The organism is Nitrospirota bacterium (assembly GCA_040756155.1).
GTDB lineage: Bacteria > Nitrospirota > Thermodesulfovibrionia > JACRGW01 > JBFLZU01 > JBFLZU01.
Genome location: JBFLZU010000118.1, coordinates 1 through 23,356 on the forward strand (window position 1 = coordinate 1; position 23,356 = coordinate 23,356).

The 23,356-nt window shown below is 41.0% G+C and carries 23 protein-coding genes; 5 read left to right on the forward strand and 18 right to left on the reverse strand.

The window, feature by feature from the left end:
• The 8 genes from AB1488_11195 to AB1488_11230 form a co-directional block, all read right to left on the reverse strand.
• The coding region (locus AB1488_11195) for a Mov34/MPN/PAD-1 family protein (GenBank protein ID MEW6410650.1) at window positions 1–524 on the reverse strand (524 nt) is incomplete at its 3' end.
• Window positions 525–559: 35 nt separating this feature from the next.
• Window positions 560–1,012, reverse strand: coding sequence for a universal stress protein (locus AB1488_11200; protein MEW6410651.1), 453 nt, complete (start codon window positions 1,010–1,012; stop codon window positions 560–562).
• Window positions 1,013–1,022: 10 nt separating this feature from the next.
• Complete coding sequence (galT, locus tag AB1488_11205) at window positions 1,023–2,027, reverse strand: galactose-1-phosphate uridylyltransferase (protein MEW6410652.1); 1,005 nt, start codon at window positions 2,025–2,027, stop codon at window positions 1,023–1,025.
• Window positions 2,020–2,811 carry a type III pantothenate kinase gene (locus tag AB1488_11210; GenBank protein MEW6410653.1) on the reverse strand — a complete coding sequence of 264 codons (792 nt, stop codon included), beginning with the start codon at window positions 2,809–2,811 and terminating at the stop codon, window positions 2,020–2,022. Before AB1488_11210 ends, galT begins: the two co-directional genes overlap by 8 nt.
• A 2-nt stretch (window positions 2,812–2,813) precedes the next feature.
• On the reverse strand, window positions 2,814–3,614 hold the full coding sequence (locus tag AB1488_11215) for a biotin--[acetyl-CoA-carboxylase] ligase (protein MEW6410654.1): 801 nt from the start codon (window positions 3,612–3,614) through the stop codon (window positions 2,814–2,816).
• A 15-nt stretch (window positions 3,615–3,629) separates the two neighbouring features.
• Window positions 3,630–3,869: a hypothetical protein gene (locus tag AB1488_11220; protein MEW6410655.1), complete on the reverse strand. Its 240-nt coding sequence runs from the start codon at window positions 3,867–3,869 to the stop codon at window positions 3,630–3,632.
• Window positions 3,827–4,477: an endonuclease III gene (gene nth / locus AB1488_11225; GenBank protein MEW6410656.1), complete on the reverse strand. Its 651-nt coding sequence runs from the start codon at window positions 4,475–4,477 to the stop codon at window positions 3,827–3,829. Before nth ends, AB1488_11220 begins: the two co-directional genes overlap by 43 nt.
• A 49-nt stretch (window positions 4,478–4,526) precedes the next feature.
• The gene (locus AB1488_11230) at window positions 4,527–5,378 is read right to left on the reverse strand and encodes an MBL fold metallo-hydrolase (protein ID MEW6410657.1); all 852 of its coding nucleotides are present in this window, start codon (window positions 5,376–5,378) and stop codon (window positions 4,527–4,529) included.
• A 123-nt stretch (window positions 5,379–5,501) separates the two neighbouring features.
• On the opposite strand from AB1488_11230, the gene purH reads away from it, so the two are divergent.
• The 4 genes from purH (at window position 5,502) to AB1488_11250 (ending at window position 9,801) form a co-directional block, all read left to right on the forward strand.
• The gene (gene purH, locus AB1488_11235; GenBank protein MEW6410658.1) at window positions 5,502–7,061 is read left to right on the forward strand and encodes a bifunctional phosphoribosylaminoimidazolecarboxamide formyltransferase/IMP cyclohydrolase; all 1,560 of its coding nucleotides are present in this window, start codon (window positions 5,502–5,504) and stop codon (window positions 7,059–7,061) included.
• 126 nt (window positions 7,062–7,187) lie between these two features.
• Window positions 7,188–8,465 (forward strand): phosphoribosylamine--glycine ligase, encoded by a 1,278-nt coding sequence (gene purD / locus AB1488_11240; GenBank protein ID MEW6410659.1) that lies wholly within the window; start codon window positions 7,188–7,190, stop codon window positions 8,463–8,465.
• Between the two features lie 18 nt (window positions 8,466–8,483).
• On the forward strand, window positions 8,484–9,140 hold the full coding sequence (locus AB1488_11245; protein MEW6410660.1) for a histidinol phosphate phosphatase domain-containing protein: 657 nt from the start codon (window positions 8,484–8,486) through the stop codon (window positions 9,138–9,140).
• Window positions 9,141–9,195: 55 nt separating this feature from the next.
• Window positions 9,196–9,801, forward strand: a complete 606-nt coding sequence (locus AB1488_11250) for a tetratricopeptide repeat protein (protein ID MEW6410661.1) — start codon at window positions 9,196–9,198, stop codon at window positions 9,799–9,801.
• Between the two features lie 6 nt (window positions 9,802–9,807).
• Here the strand turns inward: AB1488_11250 and AB1488_11255 are convergent, their stop codons facing one another.
• The gene (locus tag AB1488_11255; GenBank protein ID MEW6410662.1) at window positions 9,808–11,034 is read right to left on the reverse strand and encodes a transglycosylase SLT domain-containing protein; all 1,227 of its coding nucleotides are present in this window, start codon (window positions 11,032–11,034) and stop codon (window positions 9,808–9,810) included.
• 222 nt (window positions 11,035–11,256) lie between these two features.
• On the opposite strand from AB1488_11255, the gene AB1488_11260 reads away from it, so the two are divergent.
• Window positions 11,257–11,508 (forward strand): sulfurtransferase TusA family protein, encoded by a 252-nt coding sequence (locus AB1488_11260; protein MEW6410663.1) that lies wholly within the window; start codon window positions 11,257–11,259, stop codon window positions 11,506–11,508.
• Between the two features lie 16 nt (window positions 11,509–11,524).
• Here AB1488_11260 and ndk read toward each other — a convergent pair whose 3' ends face one another.
• From ndk to AB1488_11305, 9 genes are all read right to left on the reverse strand, one after another.
• Window positions 11,525–11,941: a nucleoside-diphosphate kinase gene (ndk, locus tag AB1488_11265; GenBank protein ID MEW6410664.1), complete on the reverse strand. Its 417-nt coding sequence runs from the start codon at window positions 11,939–11,941 to the stop codon at window positions 11,525–11,527.
• 4 nt (window positions 11,942–11,945) lie between these two features.
• On the reverse strand, window positions 11,946–12,887 hold the full coding sequence (gene mdh, locus AB1488_11270; GenBank protein ID MEW6410665.1) for a malate dehydrogenase: 942 nt from the start codon (window positions 12,885–12,887) through the stop codon (window positions 11,946–11,948).
• Window positions 12,884–13,975 carry an isocitrate/isopropylmalate dehydrogenase family protein gene (locus AB1488_11275; GenBank protein MEW6410666.1) on the reverse strand — a complete coding sequence of 364 codons (1,092 nt, stop codon included), beginning with the start codon at window positions 13,973–13,975 and terminating at the stop codon, window positions 12,884–12,886. Before AB1488_11275 ends, mdh begins: the two co-directional genes overlap by 4 nt.
• Window positions 13,976–14,006: 31 nt before the next feature.
• Entirely contained in the window at window positions 14,007–15,242 is a 1,236-nt protein-coding gene (locus AB1488_11280; GenBank protein MEW6410667.1) for a homocitrate synthase, read from the reverse strand.
• 98 nt (window positions 15,243–15,340) lie between these two features.
• Complete coding sequence (gene argS / locus AB1488_11285; protein MEW6410668.1) at window positions 15,341–17,047, reverse strand: arginine--tRNA ligase; 1,707 nt, start codon at window positions 17,045–17,047, stop codon at window positions 15,341–15,343.
• A 140-nt stretch (window positions 17,048–17,187) separates the two neighbouring features.
• The gene (gene ahcY, locus AB1488_11290; GenBank protein MEW6410669.1) at window positions 17,188–18,444 is read right to left on the reverse strand and encodes an adenosylhomocysteinase; all 1,257 of its coding nucleotides are present in this window, start codon (window positions 18,442–18,444) and stop codon (window positions 17,188–17,190) included.
• Window positions 18,445–18,531: 87 nt separating this feature from the next.
• Window positions 18,532–19,683, reverse strand: a complete 1,152-nt coding sequence (gene metK, locus AB1488_11295) for a methionine adenosyltransferase (protein ID MEW6410670.1) — start codon at window positions 19,681–19,683, stop codon at window positions 18,532–18,534.
• A 101-nt stretch (window positions 19,684–19,784) separates the two neighbouring features.
• Window positions 19,785–21,146, reverse strand: a complete 1,362-nt coding sequence (locus AB1488_11300) for a sigma-54 dependent transcriptional regulator (protein ID MEW6410671.1) — start codon at window positions 21,144–21,146, stop codon at window positions 19,785–19,787.
• Window positions 21,139–23,349, reverse strand: coding sequence for an ATP-binding protein (locus tag AB1488_11305; protein MEW6410672.1), 2,211 nt, complete (start codon window positions 23,347–23,349; stop codon window positions 21,139–21,141). Before AB1488_11305 ends, AB1488_11300 begins: the two co-directional genes overlap by 8 nt.
• Between the last annotated feature and the right edge of the window lie 7 nt (window positions 23,350–23,356).

A 23,356-nucleotide genomic window follows, 5' to 3' on the forward strand; every position in this document is an offset into this window, starting at 1 on the left:
TATGCACCATTCATGCCTGTAGAGAAGTTACAATATATCTTTGCTCTCTTTGCCATCTTTCCATTCAATCCCTTTCGTCTATAAAGATAATGAGCAGATATCTTATAATAGAATCTCCCGAGTGTTCCAGAGAGCGTTCCATCTCTGTTTTCCTTCCACTGTATCTTTCTCTCATTATCGTTTATGACTACTATTAAGTATATCTTCCCTGCCTGCATCCCCCTTATATCTACCTCGCTTGGATTAGGGATACCTTTCATTGGTCCAAACTGTGTATGTGAATGAAAGTCTCCGAGTACCTGTAGCCTTTCGAATTTCTTGAGTATCTCTTCTATTTTTTTATGTCTCCTGCGCTGAAAGACAACACCCTTCGGTTTTCTCTTCGCTGTCTGGTATGTGAAGGCATGTTCTATTATAAACCTGTCCTCAAGCCGATAACCAAGAAGTATGCCAAGACATTCTTTTTTATATACCTCTGCTGAGCTGAGAACCAGATCCATAAAAGCGCTTTCTGAAATATACACCTTCATCTTCTATAAAAATAGTATAAATATAACTCTTATAATTTATATTCCGGCACCTTCACAGAGAGCACAGGACATGGAGCACTTCTAACTACCTTCTCAGCAGTACTACCAAAGATAATACGTTCAATACCTCTGCGTCCATACGTCCCGATAACGATTAGATCAATTTTTTCGTCAGAGGCTGCCTTTATTATCTCCTCTGCAGGCAGACCTCTAACCAGGATCGTTTTTATATCCTTGATTTCCTTTAGAGCTTCTCTGCAATACCTTTCCAGATCCTTTGCAGCATTTTCTTCCATTTCCTTGTATATCTGATCAAGCTGCATGTGAGGCACATGCCACCCGGCAGTCGCAGATATATCATGTATCACATGCATGAGATAAAGTTTTGCACCATATTCTTTAGATAGTGATGCTGCGTACTTCAGTGCGTTATTTGAACCTTCTGAAAAATCTGTTGGTAAAAGTATTCTTTCGATCTTCATAAAGCCTCCTCTAATATTCACCTCTGAGGTATTCTGCTGATTCTTCTGGAGGTGTATATATCACAAAAAAACCTGAGCTCAACTCAAATCCTGTTACCATTTTCAGTTTCGGAATAATCTCGATATGCCAGTGAAAATCATCCATGAGGGTAAACCAGTGCCCTTTCCGTGGCATTCGATTTGGTGCTGTATGCAGAGAATAATTGTATGATGGATTATTGAGAACTGATTTTATCCTATTAAGAATATCAGTCAGTATAGATGCAAGTGATGCAATCTCTGAGTCATCAACATCCTGAAATGCACAATTGTGTCTCTTGGGAAGCAGCCATGTCTCAAAAGGAAATATCTGGGCAAAAGGACAGAACGCGATAAAATCCTTATTCTCTACCACAACCCTCAGCCCTGTTTTCTGTTCCTCTTTTATTATATCGCAGAATATACATCGCTCCTTTATGGAGAAATAATTCTTTGCCCCATCAAGCTCTTCTTTTATCCTTTTTGGTGTTACTGGTGTAGCAATAAGCTGTGAGTGGGGATGTTCCATGGTAGCACCTGATGCCTCCCCATAGCTTTTAAAAATCAGCACATATCTAAGTCTGGAGTCCTTTTCAAGATCAATGATCCTCTCCCCGTAGGTAGTAAGCACCTTTTCCATCTGGCTTGCTCCTATATCCTCAGGCCACCTCGTGTGTTCAGGAGATTCTATTATTATCTCATTCGCACCTATACCATTCATCTTATCGTACATTCCTACACCCTGTCTGTTAATGTTACCTTCTATTCTCAGGATGGGAATCCTGTTCGGAATAACTCTCGTAAGCCATTTCCCTGTTTCTTTATCTTTAACAGTCATTATCTCCTTTGTTGTTTTATTCTCCGCTCCTGGGCAGAATGTACAGCTTTTATCTTTAGGGATGAAGGGGTCAAGATCATAATCAGATAGTTTTTTCGTATCATCTTTGGCTGTGATGGTCCACCTTCCGAGAAGTGGGTCTTTTCTCAGTTCAAACATCTGCTCCTCTGTTTTTCTCGTAGATTATTCTTAGTCCCTCTAATGTAAGAGATGGCTTTACAATCTTTATATATCTTGAAAGTGGCACTATCAGCTCTGCAAATCCTCCTGTAGCAATTATGTGAGGAAGGTTTTCTCCCCATCGATTTGATAGTTCAAATTTTATTTCCTCAATAATTCTATCTACAGCACCAACATGTCCGAGCAGTATCCCTGATTGCATGCTTTTGACTGTTGTATCACCTATAATCATATCTGGTTTTTCTAATGATACTCGGGTTAGCCTCGATGCCTTGTTCCAGAGTGCCTCGGCAGAGATAGTCAAGCCTGGCATTATTACACCACCAATGTATTCTGCATTCTGAGAAATAACACAAAAAGTAGTTGCAGTTCCAAAATCTACAATTATCGCTGGACCGCCATAAAGTGTATATACTGCTACAGCGTTAACTATCCTATCCGCACCAACCTCATCGGGATTCTTATAGCATATATTAAGCCCTGTATTGATACTACTTGATACGATAAGAGGTTTTACCCCATAATATTTTTTTAGTGTGTTTTCTATAACCGGTGTAAGTGGTGGCACCACAGATGATACAATCGCATCATGAATATCTTCTTTCTTTATTTCTTTAATGGAAAGCAACTCTGTCATCAAAATCCCATATTCATCCGAAGTAATATGCATCTTTGTAGATAGTCTCCAGCTTGCCTTAAGCAAATCCCCCTTAAAGACGCCTACCACGATATTTGTATTACCTATGTCAACCGCCAGTAACATAACTATTTTATTACCGTTACATCCCCGGAACTCGCAAGTTCAAATGAGCCATCAGGAAATCCTATAATCAGTCTTCCATCCTCATCGATACCTTCGGCTTTTCCCTCTATTACCTTCTTTGGTGTAGAGAGCCTTATCCTTTTTCCAAGTATGGATGAAAGATTTATCCATTCATTTAAGACTGGATGGATACCATCCTTTTTATACACCCTATACCAGTATCCAATTCCCTTTAAAAGGGGTATAAGAATGTCTATCCTTTTTACCTCGTGTCCCAATTCTCTCTTAATTGATGTTGCCGTTTTCTGAAGGCCGTCTGGAAGGATTGATATATCCATATTGACATTGATTCCTATACCGATGACTACATAGTTGACCCTGTCCATCTCAGAATCCATTTCTATTAGTATACCCCCTAATTTTCTGTCTCTTACAAGGATATCGTTTGGCCACCTTATCGTTACAGGAAGTGAAAGTGTCTTCCTTAATACGGATGCAACTGCTACAGCTACCAACATAGTTATTCTGGTTGCCTTTGCAGGAACCAACTCTGGCTTCAGTATAATAGAGATATAAAAGTTTACCCCAGGTGGTGAGACCCATACTCTACCGAGCCTGCCTCTTCCTTTACTCTGGTTTTCCGCCATTATCACGGTTCCTTCATCATATCCCTTCTCTGCAAGTTCTCTTGCCTTTGTATTCGTTGAATCAACCTCATCAAACAAAAACACATACTTTCCTATCAACTCACTCTTCAGAGCAGATTCTATCTCATTGGATAAAAGAATATCGGGTACATGCATAAGTCTATATCCTTGCTAATTACTCCTGAATTTCTCGGCGATGGCCCTTTGAAATCTCGGTCTATATATGAGTTCAAATAATTCTTCTTTGCCGGGGAAGAGGCGTGAAGCTACCCCTTTAACACCCTCAACAAGCTGACTTGCCTCAAGCATGGTTACATTGGTCTGCATGATGACACTCATAGTAAGATCGACAACAAACCTCAATTCTCTTATTTTCCTATTTTCTTCCCTGATATCTTCTTCCCTTCCCATCTGCATACCCCATAGAGAACACATGTGCCACATTTTGGATTCTTAGCCGTGCATACCTTTCTACCAAAAAGTATCATGGCGAGTGTGAAAGTAGTCCACTTTTCTTGTGGTATTTGCCTTGTGAGATTCTCTTCAACCTTATCTGGATCAGAGGAGGTTGCCAATCCAAGTCGATTAGAAACCCTCAGGACATGGGTATCAACCGCTATCGCCTGTCCCTTAAATGCATTACCAATCAGTATATTGGCAGTTTTTCTGCCAACTCCTGGAAGTGTTATCAGTTTAGAGATATCCTGTGGTACCTTTCCACCGAATTCCTCGATTATCTTTTTTGCCCCTTTAATGATATATGCTGCCTTGTTTTTATAGAAAGTTATCTCTTTTATGTCGTTCTCTAAATCTTTTATATCTACCATTGCATAGTCTTTTACGCTTTTATATTTTTTGAAAAGCCTGCTGCTAATCTGATTTACCTTTAAATCTGTGCACTGTGCAGCAAGGATAGTAGCTATAAGTAACTCTAATGGATTGTTAAAACTTAAGGCAAGTTTTGGCTCTGGGTATATCTTCTCAAGAAGATTTAATATCTCGCCAACCCGCTCCTTCATCTCTATTTCTGTCTTCTGTCTTCTCTGTGATCTGTTTACTATCTACTGTCTACTGTTTTTTAAGTATTTCTACGTCCACCTTTCCTTTAAGCATATCTTTAAACCTCTGTGCATCTGACTCAGAACCTACTATGGCTCCATAGTGCATTGGAATTGTAAGTTTTGGTTTTATATCAAGTGCTGCCTTGACTGCCTCTTCTGCAGTCATAACATATGTACCGGATACTGGAAGTAGTGCAATGTCTACCTTGAAGTTTTTCATCTCCGGGATATAATCTGTATCACCCGCTATATAAATCCTCTGTCCTTGCACTATAAAGATGAACCCTACCCATCCATTAGCTTTTGGATGAAATGGTTTATTGATATTGTATGAAGGGACTGCTTCGATCTCTACCCCACTAACATTAATCCTGTCTCCAGGTTTAACAGTCTTTATGTTTCCTCTGAGTTTTCTAGCACAGTCCGCAGTGGTAACAATTGTCGTGTTTGGTCCCTGAATCTTTTTTACATCCTCTGGTGAGCAGTGGTCGTAGTGCTCATGTGTAATAAGGATTATATCTGCAGTATCAGACTTCTTAATCTGAAATGGGTCTGTGTATATTGTCTTTTCATCAACAATCTTAAATGTATCATGTCCTAACCATGTAATATTTTTAAGCATCTTTCGCACCTCCTTCGTCTTTTGCTTTTGAAGCTCAGCTAACTGTAGTGAGCTTCGAAATGTAAGGAATTGTTTTGTTTCATATTCGCTCGCTAACGCTCGCTGTGCATTTTCAATCCCTGAAACAGAAGTGGATATAACAATGCTGACTATAAGAAACACGAATAGAAGAATACCACCATCTAATATCCCAAAAATCTTTCGATTTTTGGGAGCCCCTTCTTTAGCTCGATGCATATACAAAACACCTCCCTATACCGTTATCTATTGAACAGCCTTAATATAGCATAGATTAAATAGGATTGACAATGACCTTTTTAAAAGGCTATATTATCCAAAATTTTCAGAGGAGGGGTAGCCATGGGTAAAATCAGGAGGGCACTTATAAGTGTTTCAGATAAAAGGGAAATCTCTTCTTTTGCGAGGAGACTGGCTGATTTTAATGTAGAGATAATATCAACAGGTGGCACGGCAAGGACATTGATAGAATCAGGGCTTACCATCACGGAAATATCTGATTTTACAGGGTTTCCTGAAATGCTGGATGGGAGGGTAAAAACCCTTCACCCAAAGGTTCATGGTGGATTGCTTGGTATAAGGGACAATCCTGAACACAGAAGACAGATGAATGAATACGGAATAAAGCCCATTGATATGGTGGTTGTAAATCTTTATCCATTTGAAAAGACAATAAATAAATCGGATTGCACCCTTGAAGAGGCGATCGAAAATATAGATATAGGTGGACCTGCTATGCTCCGTTCTGCGGCTAAAAACTTCAAGGAGGTGGTAGTAATAACTGACCCTGATGACTATCAATTGGTAGCTGATGAAATGGAGAGACTCGATGGCGATGTTAGTGCAGAGACCAGATATATCTTAGCAATGAAGGTGTTTCAGCATACCTCAAGATACGACAGTATTATCTCGAGATACTTAGAATCGAGGGTATGGAGCCGAGAGTCGAAATTCCCGCAGATACTAACCCTTCAATTCGAGAAGGAGCAGGATCTCCGGTATGGAGAAAACCCTCACCAGAGGGCAGCCTTTTACAGGGAATTCAATGTCAAGGAGCCATGCGTAGCAACAGCAAGACAACTGCAGGGGAAAGAGCTTTCATTTAATAATATACTGGATGCGAACTCGGCACTTGAACTCGTGAAGGAGTTTGCTGAGACATCCGCGGTCATAATAAAACATAACAATCCCTGCGGTGTAGCAAGGGCAGAAAGGCTCGTTGAGGCATACAGGATGGCAAGAGAGGTTGACCCTGTATCTGCATTTGGTGGTGTAATAGCCTTTAACCATATAGTAGACGCTGAAACCGCAAAGGAGATAACCTCAACTTTCGTAGAGGTGGTCATTGCTCCGGGTTTTACGGAGGAGTCGATAGAGATATTTAAGTCAAAGAAGGATATACGGCTTCTTGACATTGGTGCTGAGATAAAGGGCGAATCTCAAGGGGTGGACATGAAAAAAGTGGTTGGAGGTCTGATATATCAGGACAGAGATCTTGGTAAGATTGAAGATATAAAGGCACTTCGGGTTGTAACAAGGCGCACACCAACAGATAGCGAGTACAGGGCGATGGAACTTGCATGGAAGGTATGCAAGCATGTAAAATCGAATGCGATTGTATATTCAAATCCAGATGTTGTAGTAGGTATAGGCGCAGGACAGATGTCGAGGGTGGATTCTGCAAAGATAGGCATAATGAAGGCGCGCTTCCCTGTAAAGGGTACGGTTATCGCATCTGATGCATTCTTCCCGTTCAGAGACTCTATAGACGCAGCATCAGAGGCAGGGGTAACTGCAATCATCCAGCCCGGTGGTTCGCTCAGGGATGAAGAAGTTATTCATGCGGCTGACGAGCATGGAATGGCAATGGTATTTACAGGAATGAGACACTTCAGACACTAACTTAGAGGGTCAAGGGGTAAGAGTTGAATTTGGTAGACAACGAGGTTTATCCTCGTTGAATCAGAGAGAATCAACGGACATAAAGTCCGTTGTCTACCGAATAGGATTTGATAATTTCAAAAAATTATGAAGGTTCTTGTAATAGGCAGTGGTGGAAGAGAGCATGCCCTTGTCTGGAAGTTAGCACAGAGCACAAAGGTGCGTAAGATATTCTGCGCCCCTGGCAATGCAGGGATATCTACGATAGCCGAATGTATAAATATCAAGCCTGATAATATAGAAGACCTTCTCACATTCGCAAAATATGAGGCGGTTGACCTCACCGTTATTGGTCCTGAACTTCCACTTACGCTCGGTATAGTTGATGCATTTGAAAAAGAGAGGTTAAGAATCTTTGGCCCTAACAGGAGGGCATCACAGATAGAAGGAAGTAAGGCGTTTGCAAAGGAATTGATGCGGAGATATGGCGTTCCAACCGCCGAGTTCAGGGTATTCTCATCCATCCGTGAGGCAGAGGAATACATAAGGTTAAAGGGCGCACCTATAGTTGTCAAGGCAGACGGACTTGCAGCAGGAAAGGGCGTCATTGTTGCAAATACTGTGGATGATGCGATTAATACCCTCAGACTGATAATGAAAGAGCGGGTATTCGGTGAGGCAGGCAACAGGGTTGTTATTGAAGAGCATCTTCAGGGCGAAGAGGCATCATTTATGGTATTTACAGACGGGAAGACGATACTTCCCATGGCGTCTTCCCAGGACCACAAGAGGTTGTATGACAATGATGAAGGTCCGAATACAGGTGGAATGGGTGCATATTCACCTGCCCCTGTAGTCACAAGGAGATTGGAAAAGAAGATAATGAATAATATTATGGCTCCTGTAATCAGGGGGTTAAGGTCTGAAGGGATAAATTATAAAGGTGTTTTATATGCAGGATTGATGATTTCAGATGGAGAACCAATAGTTCTTGAGTTCAATGCACGATTTGGAGACCCTGAGATACAGCCCGTAATAGTCAAGATGAAGAGTGATATTGTTCCTGTGCTTGAGAGTGTTGTTGAAGAGAGACTCTCTGAGGTAGATATAGAGTGGGATACGAGGGCCGCTGTATGTGTTGTAATGGCATCTGAAGGCTATCCGGGTAAATACAGAAAGGGTGATATAATCGAAGGGCTAAGTGAATCTATAAAACTGGATAATGTTATTGTCTTTCATGCAGGCACAGAGATTAAAGATGGGGAATTTGTTACTGCAGGAGGAAGGGTCTTAGGAGTTACCTCACTTGGCATGGGAATAAAGACAGCAATAGAGAATACATATAAAGCTGTAAGTAAAATAAAATGGGAAGGGGTTCATTACAGGAAGGATATAGGGAGAAAAGGATTAAGGATTAAGGATTAAGGGGTAAGGGTTGAGTTAATGATTGATCTGCATACACATTCAATATTCAGTGATGGAGAACTTCTTCCCTCCGAGCTTGTAAGAAGGGCAGTTGTAATAGGATACACAGCCATAGCCATTACAGATCATGTTGATAGCTCTAATATCGATTTTGTAGTACCCCGTATAGTCAGGGTATGTGAGGAATTAAACAGATTCTGGGAAATAATCGCAATACCAGGCGCAGAAATCACACATGTGCCTCCAGAGACAATACCATCCATGGTAAAGATGGCAAGAGAACTCGGTGCAAAGATTGTGGTTGTTCATGGTGAAAGCCCTATTGAACCAGTTATTACTGGAACGAACATGGCAGCGATAGAGGCTGGTGCTGATATACTCGCTCACCCTGGATTCATAACAGATGAAGAGATTGCTCTGGCTCATGAGAGAGGGATTCATTTAGAACTCACATCAAGGAGAGGACACTGTATTTCAAACGGCTTCATCGTCACAAAGGCAATGCTCTTCGGGACTAAGTTGGTAATCAATACCGATGCTCACTCACCTGCAGACCTTATATCAGATATAGATGCAGAGAGGATACTTCTATCTGCTGGTTTACCAAAAGAAAGGATTATTGAAGTATTCAACAATTCTAAGAAGATAGTGGAGGAAAAATCTGGCAAGATTTAGAAAAAAGGTAAAAAAGAAAATAGTACCAGAAGAGCCAAAAAGCATATTTACCCCTGTGCTTGTTTTTATACAGGAAAGACGACGGTTCTTTATCATTGCATCTGCATCGATCTTTATGGTTGTGTTGACCATTGCAGGAAGTATCTATGCAAATATATATATCAACAAAAAGGCTGAGGCATTAATGTATGATGCCTCAGTTGAGTATTATCAGGATACCAAATACAATAAGGCACTGGAGTTGTATAATCAGGTTGTTACAAAATATCCAAGAACAAAGAGTGCCCCTTTAGCACAATTCGGGGTAGGAAATTCATACTACAAGATGGGTGATTTCGACAATGCTATTAAATCTTATAGGGTTTTTATTGACAGATATCATAAAGTTACATGGCTTCTTCCACTGGTTTATCACAAAATGGGATACGCATATCTGCGGGTGGGAGATACATCTAAGGCAATCGAATCATTCGAACTTGCATCAAGGTCAGAAGAATGTGGGATCAGAGACCTCTGTTATCTTGAAATAGCAAGGATATACGAGTCTATAGGGGAAAAGGGTAATGCCATCAAGAATTATCAGGTTATTGTAGAAAAATTTCCCTTCTCACCATGGCTAACAGAGGCTTCTGAATCAATCAAGAGGCTTAAGAAGGATTAAAAAGGATTAAGAGTAAGTAATCCTTTTCTTCTTTTTCTTGCTCTTTTTTACATTATCCGTTTCCGCATATAACCCCTTTTTAGGTATGAAAATTCGGTCTCCTGCTGATAGAATATGCCCCTTCGTTAAGGCGTTCGCTTCTATAATTGTTTTATATGAGACACCGTATCCCTTTGCAATTTTCTTTAAGGTATCTCCTTTCTTGACGGTATAGAAGTTACCACTGAGTCTTTCATTCTCTGGTATCTGTTCGATATTTGTGAGAAATTCCTCTTTTGTTCCAAAAGGTAATCTTATTTTATACTCAGAATGATTTGGAGGTGTACACCATCGTTTCAGTTCAGGATTAAGTTCCTTGATCTCTTCGACAGATACACCTGCCGCTTTTGCAATTACCTTTAGATCGGTAGGGGTATTGATCACAACTTCATCAAAAAGAAACGGTTCGTGGGGTTGCACCTCAAAACCAAAACTCTGAGGGTCTTTGGCTATTATGGTAGCGGCTATATATCTTGGAACATATTCTTTTGTCTCGCGCTTGATGTAGCGTGTCTCCCTTATTTTCCAGAAATCATCAACCTTTGTCTTTGTGAGTGCTTTCATTACCGTTCGCTCACCAGCATTATATGCAGCAAGTGCCAGTTTCCATGATCCAAACATTTCATAGAGGTCTTTAAGATATAAAGCAGCAGCCTCCGTGGATTTAATAGGGTCGCGTCTCTCATCAACCCACCAGTTAATCTTTAGCCCATACCGCTTTGCTGTAGATGCAATAAACTGCCATGGACCACTTGCCTTGGCACGAGAATAAGCATAGGGATTAAATCCACTTTCTACCAGTGGCAGATAGACAAGGTCTTCTGGAATCTCTTTATCCCTTATTATCTCCCTCATAAGGTCTAAATATCTCTCTGACCTGTTAAGCCAGAGATTGAAGCGGTCTCTGATAGCGTAAGTGAAAAGCTTGATACTTTTCTCAACGGCGTTGTTTATAACAATCGGGACATCCAGATTAACAAGAGAGGCATAATAATTTACAGAATTAATGATTTGCTGTGGACTATCAGATATATCATCTCTTGTGTTTTTGTCCGGTGATACATGAGAATCTGTTTCTTCTTTCTGGTTTATTTCACTAACAGTTGTTGGATCTGCATGGGTGTTTTTAAAAAATAAAAAGATAATTGCAAACAAGATGAGGGGATACCACAAAAAGTTATAAGACTTTAACATCGTTATGCCTCCTTTCACATGACATATCTAAAATAAGAATTGACACAGCTTGACAAAACTTTTACCCTAAAATTCAAGTAATGTCAAGCAAAATTATCTTGGCTGTTTCATAAAAACAAAATGTCTTGACTTAACTAACTGTATTGTCTATAGTATTTATCGTATCTGCTCAAATCACTTAATCCTTGATAAGGCATAAAGATCGATAAGGAGGTATGAGGAATGTCTGAGTTAAGTAATAGGGAACCAGTACAGGTAGTTGATGTACTCGGTAGGGTCTGTCCATATCCTCTCTTAATGACCAAGAAGGCGATTGAAAAGGCTCAGAGCGGCCAAGTAATTAAGGTAATATGTGATGCTCCTGCCTCAGCAGAGGATAGTATACCGAAATTCTGTGAAAAAACGGGACACAAGTTTGAAGCTGTCAGGCTTGAGGATAAAGGTTACTGGGAGCTCTACATTCAAAAAGCTTGATTGTAAAAATAAATTGTTAACCCACTATCTCTACCACGCTGAAAAAATATGGAATCTCAAAGGCTGCCGACTCTTGTGAGTCTGAACCATGAACGATGTTTTGTTCTACATCAGAGGCAAAGTCTGCCCTGATAGTTCCCGGCGCAGCATTCGCTGGATTTGTCGTACCCATAAGTTCACGATTTTTATTTATAGCATCTTCGCCTTCAAGAACGATCAGAACTACAGAACCTGAAGACATAAATTCGGTAAGGCTTTTATAGAATGGCTTATCTTTATGGACAATGTAAAAACCCTCAACTTCTTTTTTACTCAGATGTGCCATCTTCATCGCAATTAGTTTAAGTTTATTGTTCTCAAATCTCTTTATTATCTCGCCTATGAGACCTTTAGATACGCCGTCAGGTTTTATTATCGAAAGTGTCCTCTCAATCACTTCAACCTCCTGTAACATCCATCTTTAACTTTTCTATCCCTTTTCTTACCGAATCTACAGACCTGAGAAATGCTGCCATTTCTTCATCCGTTAACTTGAGTTCAAGTATGTCTTCCACACCACCCCTACCGAGCTTCACAGGAACTCCTGCATAGATGCCTCTCACGCCATAGCGTCCATCAAGATAGGCAGCACACGGTAGTATCTTTTTTTTATCCTTTATGATAGCCTCTACCATCTCTACTACTGCTGAAGATGGAGCATAATACGCACTACCAGTCTTTAAAAGACCGACTATCTCTGCACCACCATCTCTGGTTCTCTTTATGATTGCATCAATTTTATCTGAAGGAATAAGTTCGATAATAGGTATACCAGCAACCGTTGTATATCTTGGAAGCGGCACCATATCGTCGCCATGGCCGCCAAGCACCATCGCATGGATATTCTCTATAGATACACCGAGTTCCATAGAGATAAATGCACGGAACCGAGCAGAATCCAATATCCCTCCCATACCAATAACCCTGTTCTTTGGAAATCTACTTTCCACAGCAGCCACATAGGTCATAACATCCATAGGGTTTGTTACAATTATAATCACAGAAGAGGGGGACTTCTTTGAGACCTCAGCAGTAACAGATCTGACAATCTCAAAATTAGCCATAATCAGATCATCCCTGCTCATGCCTGGTTTTCTCGCCAGCCCTGCTGTTATAACCACTACATCAGAGTTAGCGGTATCTTCATAAGTGTTTGTCCCGATAGAGAAACAATCAAACCCTTCTACAGGGGCGCTTTCTGCAAGATCAAGTGCCTTTCCTTGAGGAAGCCCTTCCACAACATCAACAAGGACAACATTGGCGAGTTCTTTCTCGAGTATTCTCTGGGCTGTAGATGCCCCCACATTCCCTGCGCCTATGATTGATACCTTTCTTCTCATCTATAACTTTTTGTAAATTCCTTTATCACGGCATCAGCCATTTCTGATGTGCCAACTGCTGAAGAGTCATCAGGTGAAGTTTTCATATCATATGTAACATATCTCCCTTCAGCGATTATGGATGCTATCGTATTCTCCAATCTCTCCGCAGCATGCCTCTCCCCTATATAGTTAAGCATCATTACCCCTGAAAGCATCATGGCTGTTGGATTTACCTTGTTCATACCTCTATATTTTGGGGCGCTTCCATGTGTAGCCTCAAAAATTGCAATATTTTCCCCGATATTTGCTCCTGGAGCAACACCAAGTCCTCCTATCAGCCCTGCTGCGAGATCAGAGATTATGTCTCCATATAGATTTGGCATCACAAGTACATCGAACGCCTCAGGTCGTCTTACAAGCTGCATACACATATTATCTACTATCCTGTCATCAAATTTTAAATCAGGATACTCCGTAGCAACCTCCCTCGCAGTCTCGAGAAAGAGACCATCTGAATATTTCATAATATTTGCCTTGTGAACAGCAGTAACCTTTTTCCTGCCATTTGCCCTTGCATACTCAAATGCAAACCTTACTATCCGTTCTGAACCCTTCACCGAGATTGGCTTTATGCTTATTCCAGAGTCATCAGCGATGGATATGCCTGTTGTATTAGCCACGGTTTCTCTAATCTTCTTTGCCCCTTCAGTTCCAACTTCATATTCTATTCCTGCATAGAGGTCTTCTGTATTTTCACGGATTATTACAATGTCAACCTTATCGAATCTTGAGGGAACACCCCTATAGAGTTTACATGGTCTAAGACAACAGTAAAGGTCAAGATTTCTCCTCAGGGTAACATTAACACTCCTGAAGCCACCTCCTACAGGTGTCGTAATAGGTCCTTTTAATCCAATCCTGTTGCGTTTTAATGATTCAATAACACCTTCAGGGAGTGGATTACCCGTTTTGTTATATACATCTATCCCTGCTTCCTGTATATCCCACGCAAAATTTACACCTGTTGCATCGAGCACCCTTCTTGTTGCCTCGGTTATTTCTGGGCCAGTACCATCGCCTGGAATGAGGGTTATTTGGTATATCATTTTTGTTACCAATCACTCGTTACCCTCAGATTTAGGGCATGATTGTCAAAATTTTCTTTGCCTGCTCTGGGTATGATGCTATAAACCTCAGTTCATCGTCTGTCAGAGGCTTCTGTGTATGGAGGTTAGCATACCGAACAAGTTCGAGTATCCTTCTTGCCTCAGCATCATCGTGAAAATGTACCCCTAATTTTTCATAGACATGCCGGAATCCTTTAATACCGCCATACGCTCCTGTGGTTATTATCCTTCCTGTCTCGAGAAGCTCTGGTTCACCCCTACCCACATCCTCTGGTTCATAAAGTTCATAATTTCTTCTATCCTTGAGCATACCATCAGCATGGATTCCCGACTCGTGAGCAAAGGCATTTGCACCTATCCCTGGATGGGTTATCGGTATAGGTATTCCGAAGGTGTAAGATGCATATCTCGAAATCTTCCACGCCTTTTTGAGATCTATATGTTCATCAAGAAGCATTCTGTCTTTGAATCCACTTGAATATTTGAATGCAAGTATGATTGAAACAAGGTCACAATTCCCTGCCCTTTCGCCATATCCGTTTACAGTCGTATTTATATAGGTATCCATTCCACCATCTATAGCACCTAATGCCCCTGCAGCCGATGTTGCCTCAGCCATACCAAGGTCGTTGTGGCAGTGCATCTCAATAGGTATGCCAGATTTTTCGGCTATCGTCCTTATCCTTGTATAAATGGTTAATGGATCGTCTGCACCAAGTGTATCACAATAGCGGAATCTGTCAGCCCCGTGTTCCTTACCTACCGATGCAAACTCAATAAGCCTATCGAGTTCTGTTCTTGAGGCATCCTCTGCATTCACGCCTATTGTTTCCGCACCGTGGGCTTTTGCTGCATCAACTGCATCTGTAACAGACTTCAATATGTCCTTCCACTCTTTCTTTCCTCGGAACTTTGCTTCAATCATTATGGGAGAGGTAGACATGGATAGATTCAGATGTTTTATCTTTGGACAGTTTTTGAACGTAGTCTCTACATCCTCTACAACAGCCCTGCACCATCCCTCAAGATGTAGCCTTTTAATAACCCCCATCTCTGCAAGTTCGAGATTTGCATTTATATAATTGACTTCATGTCTGAGAACAGGAAAACCAACCTCACTCTGATAGAAGCCCATCTCATCAAGATAGATATTAAGCATGGTCTTAGCAAGCTTGCTGAGAAGTATCCTTGATGTCTGGACCCCATCTCTGTTTGTAACATCTATCAGATATATCTTCTTTTTCATACGCCTTCCTTTCTCCATGATTTGTTTAACATAAGTCAGGGATCTTGCCTGACAGGATTTTATAACATAAATACGAGGAGAGTTACAAGACCCATCGCCTACATCTTCTCAGGTGCTGATACACCGAGTATTGTCAATGCGTTCCTGAGCGTGATGCCACACGCATTTATAAGATAAAGCCTTGCATAGGTCAACTCCTGGTCTTCAGAAATAATCCGATATTTATTATAATAACTATGAAGATAAGATGCAAGTTCATGAAGATAGGATGTAAGCCTGTGAGGCTCAAGGGCAATAACAGCCCCTTCAAGAATAAGTGGATAGAAACAGATAAGCCTGAGGATATCTATCTCTTCAGGAATATCAAGTCTTGTAAGATTTACCTTATTTATCTCAGGGGGGATGGCGCCTTTCTCTTTAGCGTGTCTGAAGACGCTCGATATCCTCGCATGGGCATACTGAACATAATAAACCGGATTTTCTTCTGATTGTTTCTTAGCAATCTCCAGATCAAATTCAAGATGACTATCAGGACGCCTTGTAAGAAATATAAATCTTGTAGCATCAACACCTACCTCCTCTACAACCTCCCTGAGGGTTATAAATTCTCCTGTCCTTGTTGACATCGCCACTGGTTTTCCACCCCTAAGCAATGTCACAAGCTGTACAAGGAGTATCTTTAACGGTTCAGGGTCATAGCCCAGTATCTTTACCATCGCCTTCATTCTCGGGACATAGCCGTGATGATCAGCACCCCATACATCAATTATCTTTTTGAATCCCCTCTCGAATTTATTCTTATGGTATGCAATATCAGAAGCAAAATATGTTTTCTCTCCACCTCTACGGACGACTACCCTGTCTTTATCGTCACCGAAGTCTACTGATCTCAGCCAGAGGGCGCCATCCTCTTCATATATATGTCCATCTTGCTGCAATTCCTTTATAATCTTATCAACCTCTCCATTTCTGTAAAGGTCACTCTCAGAAAACCACTTATCAAACTTCACACGAAATAGGCTTAAATCATTCTTTATTCCATCGAGTATCTCTCCTGCTGTATACTCTGAAAAGAATGCGATGCATTCTTCTTCAGAAACCTTCGTCAAAGAGTATTTATCGCTGTAGTTCGAGAAGAGATGTCTTGCAATTTCTCTGATATAAGCTCCTGCATATGGGCTCTCTCTGCCTTGTAGGCGATGATAAGATGACTCATCTATCAAGCCATTTTCTTTAAGTATCTCCTGATACCTAAGATATGTAGAGACGCCGAGATTCTTCATCTGTGTCCCTGTATCATTTATATAGTACTCACGATGGACATCGTATCCTGCCACCACTGACAGAAGATTCGCAATCGCATCCCCGACAGCTGCACCCCTCCCATGCCCAATATGTAAAGGTCCTGTCGGATTGGCGCTTACGAACTCTACCTGAACCTTTAAACCCATTCCTGTATCAATCCTCCCATAATCACTACCCTTTTCAACAATATCCCTCAGGGTCTCATACCAGTAGGACTTTTTAAACCTGAAGTTTATAAATCCTGGACCAGCGATATCTACGCTTTCGATAGCGTCACTGCATTCTATCGCTCTGAGAAGACTTTCTGCGATCTTTTTTGAATTACTTTTAGTCATCGAGGCTATTGTCATCGCTACAGTAGTTGCAAGGTCTCCGAATCGGTTATCTCGTGGTATCTCTATGGTTATCTGTGGGGTATCTTTAAGGCTCAGCGTGCCATCTGCTCTCGCCTTCTCGATGGCATTTTCGATGAGTTTTGTTACAATATCTTTAATTCTCACTTTTTACTATCTTTACCACCACACCAGAAAGCCCTGTCTGCAAAGACAGGGATGAATGGCCTGAATTCCTCGCAAAGCGAGTAACAGGGAAAGCCACCCCTGCACCAAAATCTTTGGTGTGAGGGTAAAGGTGTGGTGGTTTACGTACCCATCTCCCAAGATGCAAGGTACCTCTTCTGTTCAGGTGTCAGACGGTCTATATTTATCCCCATGGATGCAAGTTTCAGTCTTGCTATCCTTTTGTCTATTACCTCTGGGACCCTATAGACATCCTTCTTGAGTTTGCCTCTATTCTTAACAATATAATCCACAGAGAGAGACTGGTTGGCAAAACTCATATCCATAACTACTGGTGGATGTCCTTCTGCAGCAGCGAGATTAACCAGTCTCCCTTCACCAAGCAGATATATCTTATTACCACCGGAAAACACATATTCCTCAACAAATTCTCTTATCTTTCTCTTCTTCGTCGCCAAGGAATCAAGCCCTGCCATATCTATCTCAACATTAAAGTGTCCTGCATTACAAACAATAGCACCATCCTTCATGAGTCTGAAGTGCTCTTTTCTTATAACATTTATATTACCTGTGACCGTAACAAAGAAATCACCGATCCTCGCTGCCTCCAGCATAGGCATAACCCTGTAACCGTCCATAGCGGCTTCAAGCGCCTTCAAGGAATCTGTCTCTGTAATTATGACATTTGCACCCATTCCTTCTGCACGCATCGCTACACCCCTTCCGCACCACCCATAACCACAGATAACAAAATTACTTCCTGCAAGCATCCTGTTTGTTGCCCTCATTATACCGTCTATCGTGCTCTGTCCTGTTCCATATCGGTTATCAAAAAGATGTTTTGTATTGGCATCATTGACTGCAATTATCGGATAGAGTAAAACACCTCTCTTAGCCATGCTCTTCAGTCTTATTACCCCTGTAGTAGTCTCTTCTGTTCCACCAATTACATTGGATGCGATGTCTCTTCTTTCTGAATGGAGTGTGGAGACAAGGTCTGCACCATCATCCATTGTTACAGTAGGCTTGTAATCGAGCACGGATTTTATATGTCTGTAATATGTCCTGCTATCCTCACCTTTGATGGCAAATACAGGGATTTCGAGGTCTCTTACAAGCGATGCAGCCACATCGTCCTGAGTGCTTAATGGATTTGATGCGCAGAGAAAAACATCTGCCCCTCCCCCCTTGAGTGTTTCCATGAGGTTTGCGGTCTCTGTAGTCACATGGAGACATGCAGCGATCTTAATACCCTTAAGGGGCTTCTCTTTTCTGAAACTATCTTTTATAGAATTAAGCACTGGCATATTCTTTCTTGCCCATTCAATTCTGAGTCTTCCTGTTTTTGCAAGATTAATATCCTTGATATCGTATTTCATTTACCCCCCTGATTTTGGTAGACAACGAGGTTTACCTCGTTGATTTAGGCAGAATCAACGGACATAAAGTCCGTTGTCTACCGAGAATTATACCCCCGCAGCCTTCTTCAGAGTTTCTACCAGATCTGTTTTTTCCCATGTAAATTCTGGCTCATTTCTTCCAAAGTGTCCGTAGGCAGCTGTCTTCTTGAATATAGGTCTCCTCAGATCGAGTTTTATTATGATTCCTTTGGGGGTCATATCAAAATAATCCCTGATTATTTTTGTTAGCTCTTTTGCTGGTATCTTTCCTGTGCCGAATGTATCAACGAGGACAGAGACAGGCTCGGGAACACCTATGGCATATGCAAGCTGTATCTCGCATTTCTCTGCAATTCCTGATGCAACTATATTTTTTGCTATGTAACGTGCCATGTAGGAAGCAGATCTGTCGACCTTTGATGGATCCTTTCCCGAAAAACATCCACCACCGTGGCTACCAACACCACCATAGCTGTCTACAATAATCTTTCTCCCCGTGAGACCTGTATCACCCATTGGTCCACCAATCACGAAACGACCAGTTGGATTTACATGATAGGTGACATATTCTTCATCAAGTAAATGTGGTGGCATAACAGGTTTTATTACTTTCTCGATGATATCTTCCCTTAGCTCTTTCAGTGTTATATCAGGGCTATGTTGTGCAGATACAACGACAGCATCTACCCTGAATGGTTTTCCATCTCTGTATTCCACAGTAACCTGTGATTTTCCATCAGGTCTCAGATAACCGAGTATATCTTTTTTCCTCACCTCTGCAAGCCTTCTGACAAGTTTGTGTGCAAGCATAATCGTAAGGGGCATCAGCTCCTCTGTCTCATTACATGCATAGCCAAACATTAACCCCTGATCCCCTGCACCTCCGATGTCCACACCTAGTGCTATATCAGATGACTGCTCATGAATAGATGTTATAACGGCGCATGTCTCATAATCAAAACCATACTTCGCTCTTGTATAACCTATGTCCCTTATAATCTCTCTCACTATATCAGGAATATGCACATAGCAGGTTGTTGTAATCTCACCAGCAACAAAGGCAAGTCCGGTGGTCACCATTGTTTCACACGCAACCCTTGCCGCAGGGTCCTGTGCAAGCATGGCATCGAGTATACCATCTGAGATCTGGTCGGCTATCTTGTCGGGATGTCCTTCAGTAACCGACTCCGAAGTAAAAAAATAATCAGCCTTTTCCATTACTTCTCTCCTTTCGGTATATAAATTTTAGACTACTAAGTCTGCATTTCTATGACATTTTTGTCAAGGATAAATTTATGGTCTCTATTGGGGCTACTTCCCTATGGCAGGGTAATGCCTAATGCCTTGATCTTTCTATGAAGGTTACTTCGCTCTATCTCAAGGTCATCAGCGGTCTTTGTTATGTTCCAGTTGTTTTCCCTTAGTCGCTTGAGTATAAATTCCCGTTCAAATGAAGCCCTCGCCTCTCTCAGTGTATTATATTGAGAAAAAAACTCTGTCTCCGGTGCAACAACAGGCTCAGTTAATGGTGAAGGAATGTCATCAATGGTTATGATAGATGAATCGGTCATTATTACAACTCGTTCAATCATATTCCTTAGTTCCCTTACATTTCCAGGCCAATCATATGAATCCAGAACAGAAAGTGCCTTTTCGTCTATCTCCTTTGGCTTTTGTCCATACTCAGATGCAAACTCCTTAAGAAAATATCTACTGAGAAGAGATATGTCTTCTTTCCTTTCTCTTAAGGGTGGAACAACGATAGGAATTACATTAAGTCGATAATAGAGGTCTTCCCTGAAAGTTCCTTTTTTAATTTCTTCTTCAAGGTTTTTATTGGTAGCAGTTATAACACGAACATCCACCTTGATAGTCTTACCTCCTCCGACACGCTGGAATTCCTGTTCTTGAAGCACCCGTAGCACTTTCGCCTGTGTATTTAGACTCATATCCCCTACCTCATCGAGAAATAGTGTGCCTTCATCTGCAATCTCAAATTTTCCTTTCTTGGAGGTTGTAGCCCCTGTAAATGCGCCCTTTTCATGTCCAAATAACTCACTCTCAATTAAATCGGTGGGTATCGCTGCACAATTTACCTCTATAAAGGGTTTCTCTCTCCTCCTGCTATAATTGTGTATAGCCCTTGCAACCAGCTCTTTACCAGAGCCACTTTCACCGAATATCAAAACCCTGCTATTTGAAGGACCTGCAGTCTTTATAACCTCTAAAAGCCTGCGGATCGCAGGGCTATCACCTACTATTTCGTATTTCTTTTGTATCTTGATACGGAGGTTCCTGTTTTCTTCCTCAAGCCTTTTATGTTCTATGGCATTACTTATGGTCAAGATTACCTTATTACTATCAAAGGGCTTTTCTAAAAAATCATAAGCCCCCAGTTTAATAGCTTTCACAGCGTCTTCTATTGTCCCATGCCCTGACATCATTATTACAACAGGATTGCTGTTAAGTTCACTCATTCTTTGTAAAACCTCTAATCCATCCATCGCAGACATCCGTATATCGAGCATCATAAGATCGGGAGTGTTTTCTCTTAATATCTTTAGCGCCTCATGCCCGCTCTCTGCTTCTAACACCCCATATCCCTCATCCTCAAGATGTCCCCTGAGCGAGTCGAGTATACTCTTTTCATCATCTACTATGAGTATATTTCCTTTAGACATATGCAGGTAGTTCGATAGTAAATACCGTGCCTTTTGGTTCACGGTCACTTATCCGTATATTTCCTCCGTGATCAGTGATAATCTTATCAACAATTGCAAGACCTAAGCCTGTCCCTCCTTTCTTTTTCGAGAAATAAGGAAGAAAGAGTTTATCTTTATCTTCAGAAGGTATCCCAGAACCATCGTCTGCAATATCGATCCTGACCTTCGTCATTTCAGGGTCGTATGTTGTAGTCACCCATATATTACCTCTGTTATTCATAGCCTCAATTGCGTTTTCAAAAAGATTAAGGAATACCCTTTTTATCTGGTCTTTATCCATCTTAATCATCGGAGGAGAATTTACTGCTTCAACAATTATATTAACATATTTATGTGCTGATCTGTAAAGTGCCACAACATCCTCGATTACCTCATTTATATGTTGTGGTACAAGCTTTGCTTCAGGCATACGCGCAAACCGCGAAAACTCATCAATAAGGGATTTAATACCATACACCTCTTTTATTATGGTTGATGTGCACTCCTCAAGCACCGCCTGGTAATCAGGTGAACCCTCTGCATATTTCTTTTTCAGTCGCTGCGCAGAGAGTTGAATTGGGGTAAGTGGATTTTTTACCTCGTGGGCAATCCTTCGTGCCACTTCCTGCCATGCAGCAGTTCTCTGTGCCTTGATAAGTTCCGTAAGGTCATCAAAGACCACGAGCGTACCGAGTAGATTTTCCTCTTTATCCCTGAGAGTAGAGATATTTAGATGAAGGGTCATAACTCTTTTATTAATAGATAGTGTTATCTCTGTATCTATATCTTTTCTGTATTTCCTCATCTTTTCAATTAAGGTTATAATCTTCTCAGACTCAACAAATCTAAAGAGCTCGGTGTATTCTTTATCTTGGAGGTCTTCTCCTGAGATGCCGAGGATATGTTCTGCAGCCTTGTTTATTGTTGTTATCCGTCCATCTTTATCTATGGAGATAACACCAGTGGCGATATCCTCAAGCACAGTCTCCATATAGGTAAGCGCCTGATCTAATTCAATATTGGCTTTTCTGAGGGAGAGGTTTATTTTCTCGATGTTATCATTGCCGATCTTCAAATCCTTTGTCATCTGATTAAAAGAGTCTACAAGCATCTTCAGCTCATCTTTGGCTTCTACATCTATCTGAACATCAAGATTACCCTGAGCTACAGAATGTGTTGCCTCTGCAAGCCTTTGTATGGGAATGGTTATTCCTTTTGCTATGTAAAGTGCAATCCATGTAGCTGAAAATATTATGAGCAGAGTAGCCAAGAGAAATACTATTATATAAGCGAATCTTATAGGTGACTTAACACTCTTGAGTTGTGTAAACTCCTCAATTGAATTCCTTATCTCAGACATCTTTGCCACAACATCTTTCGTAATAGATGTTGTAACAACTATTATCCCAGCAACCTCATTATTTTTAAGTATCGGTATAGCTGCCTTTACCATCTCTCCACCCTTTGAGGGAAATATCTCAGAGACCTTATTGCCACTCAATACATCGTTGAGGAAATCCTGTTTCGTGGTTTCAGATATATTTTTTCTGTGGGTCATCTCAACAGATTTAGCCAGCCCACTGAGCTGTGGCGAATACACCTCGATCGCTGTAACACCATATTCTTTTCTCCTGTCATTTATCCAGATGGCTAAATTTTTCTCATTTCCTTTCTTGAGAAGGTCTTGCTCTGTTATCTCATTGCTTAACCTGTATGCATAAGACAGCGTGTTATCCTTCATATTGCGATAAAACTCCTGTGCTACATCAAGGGAATTACGTAAAGAGCCTTCTACCTGAGTACTAAACCAATGTTCGATTATATTTGTAAACAACCCTGTAGCAAGAATAAAGAGTAGTGTCGACGGTATCAGAGAAAGACCAACAAATGCAACAACCAATTTTATGCGGAATTTTGAACCAGGAATCTTCTGCCTTCTTTCAAAATAGAGTTTTATCAGGTTGCGTCCTACAAGGAGAATAATAACCATAAGAAGGATCAGATTTATGTTCACAAGTGCAAGAAAAATAATGTTGTTCAGAAGGTAATCGCTTCGTATTCCGATATATTTTATTTCAACAGCGATAGCTATTAAACCACCAATCAAAAGCAACAGGAATATTACGAGACTCCTCTTCCCCTTGCGTGTTTCTTTATCTTTCTCTTTGCCACGATCTATCATATCTACT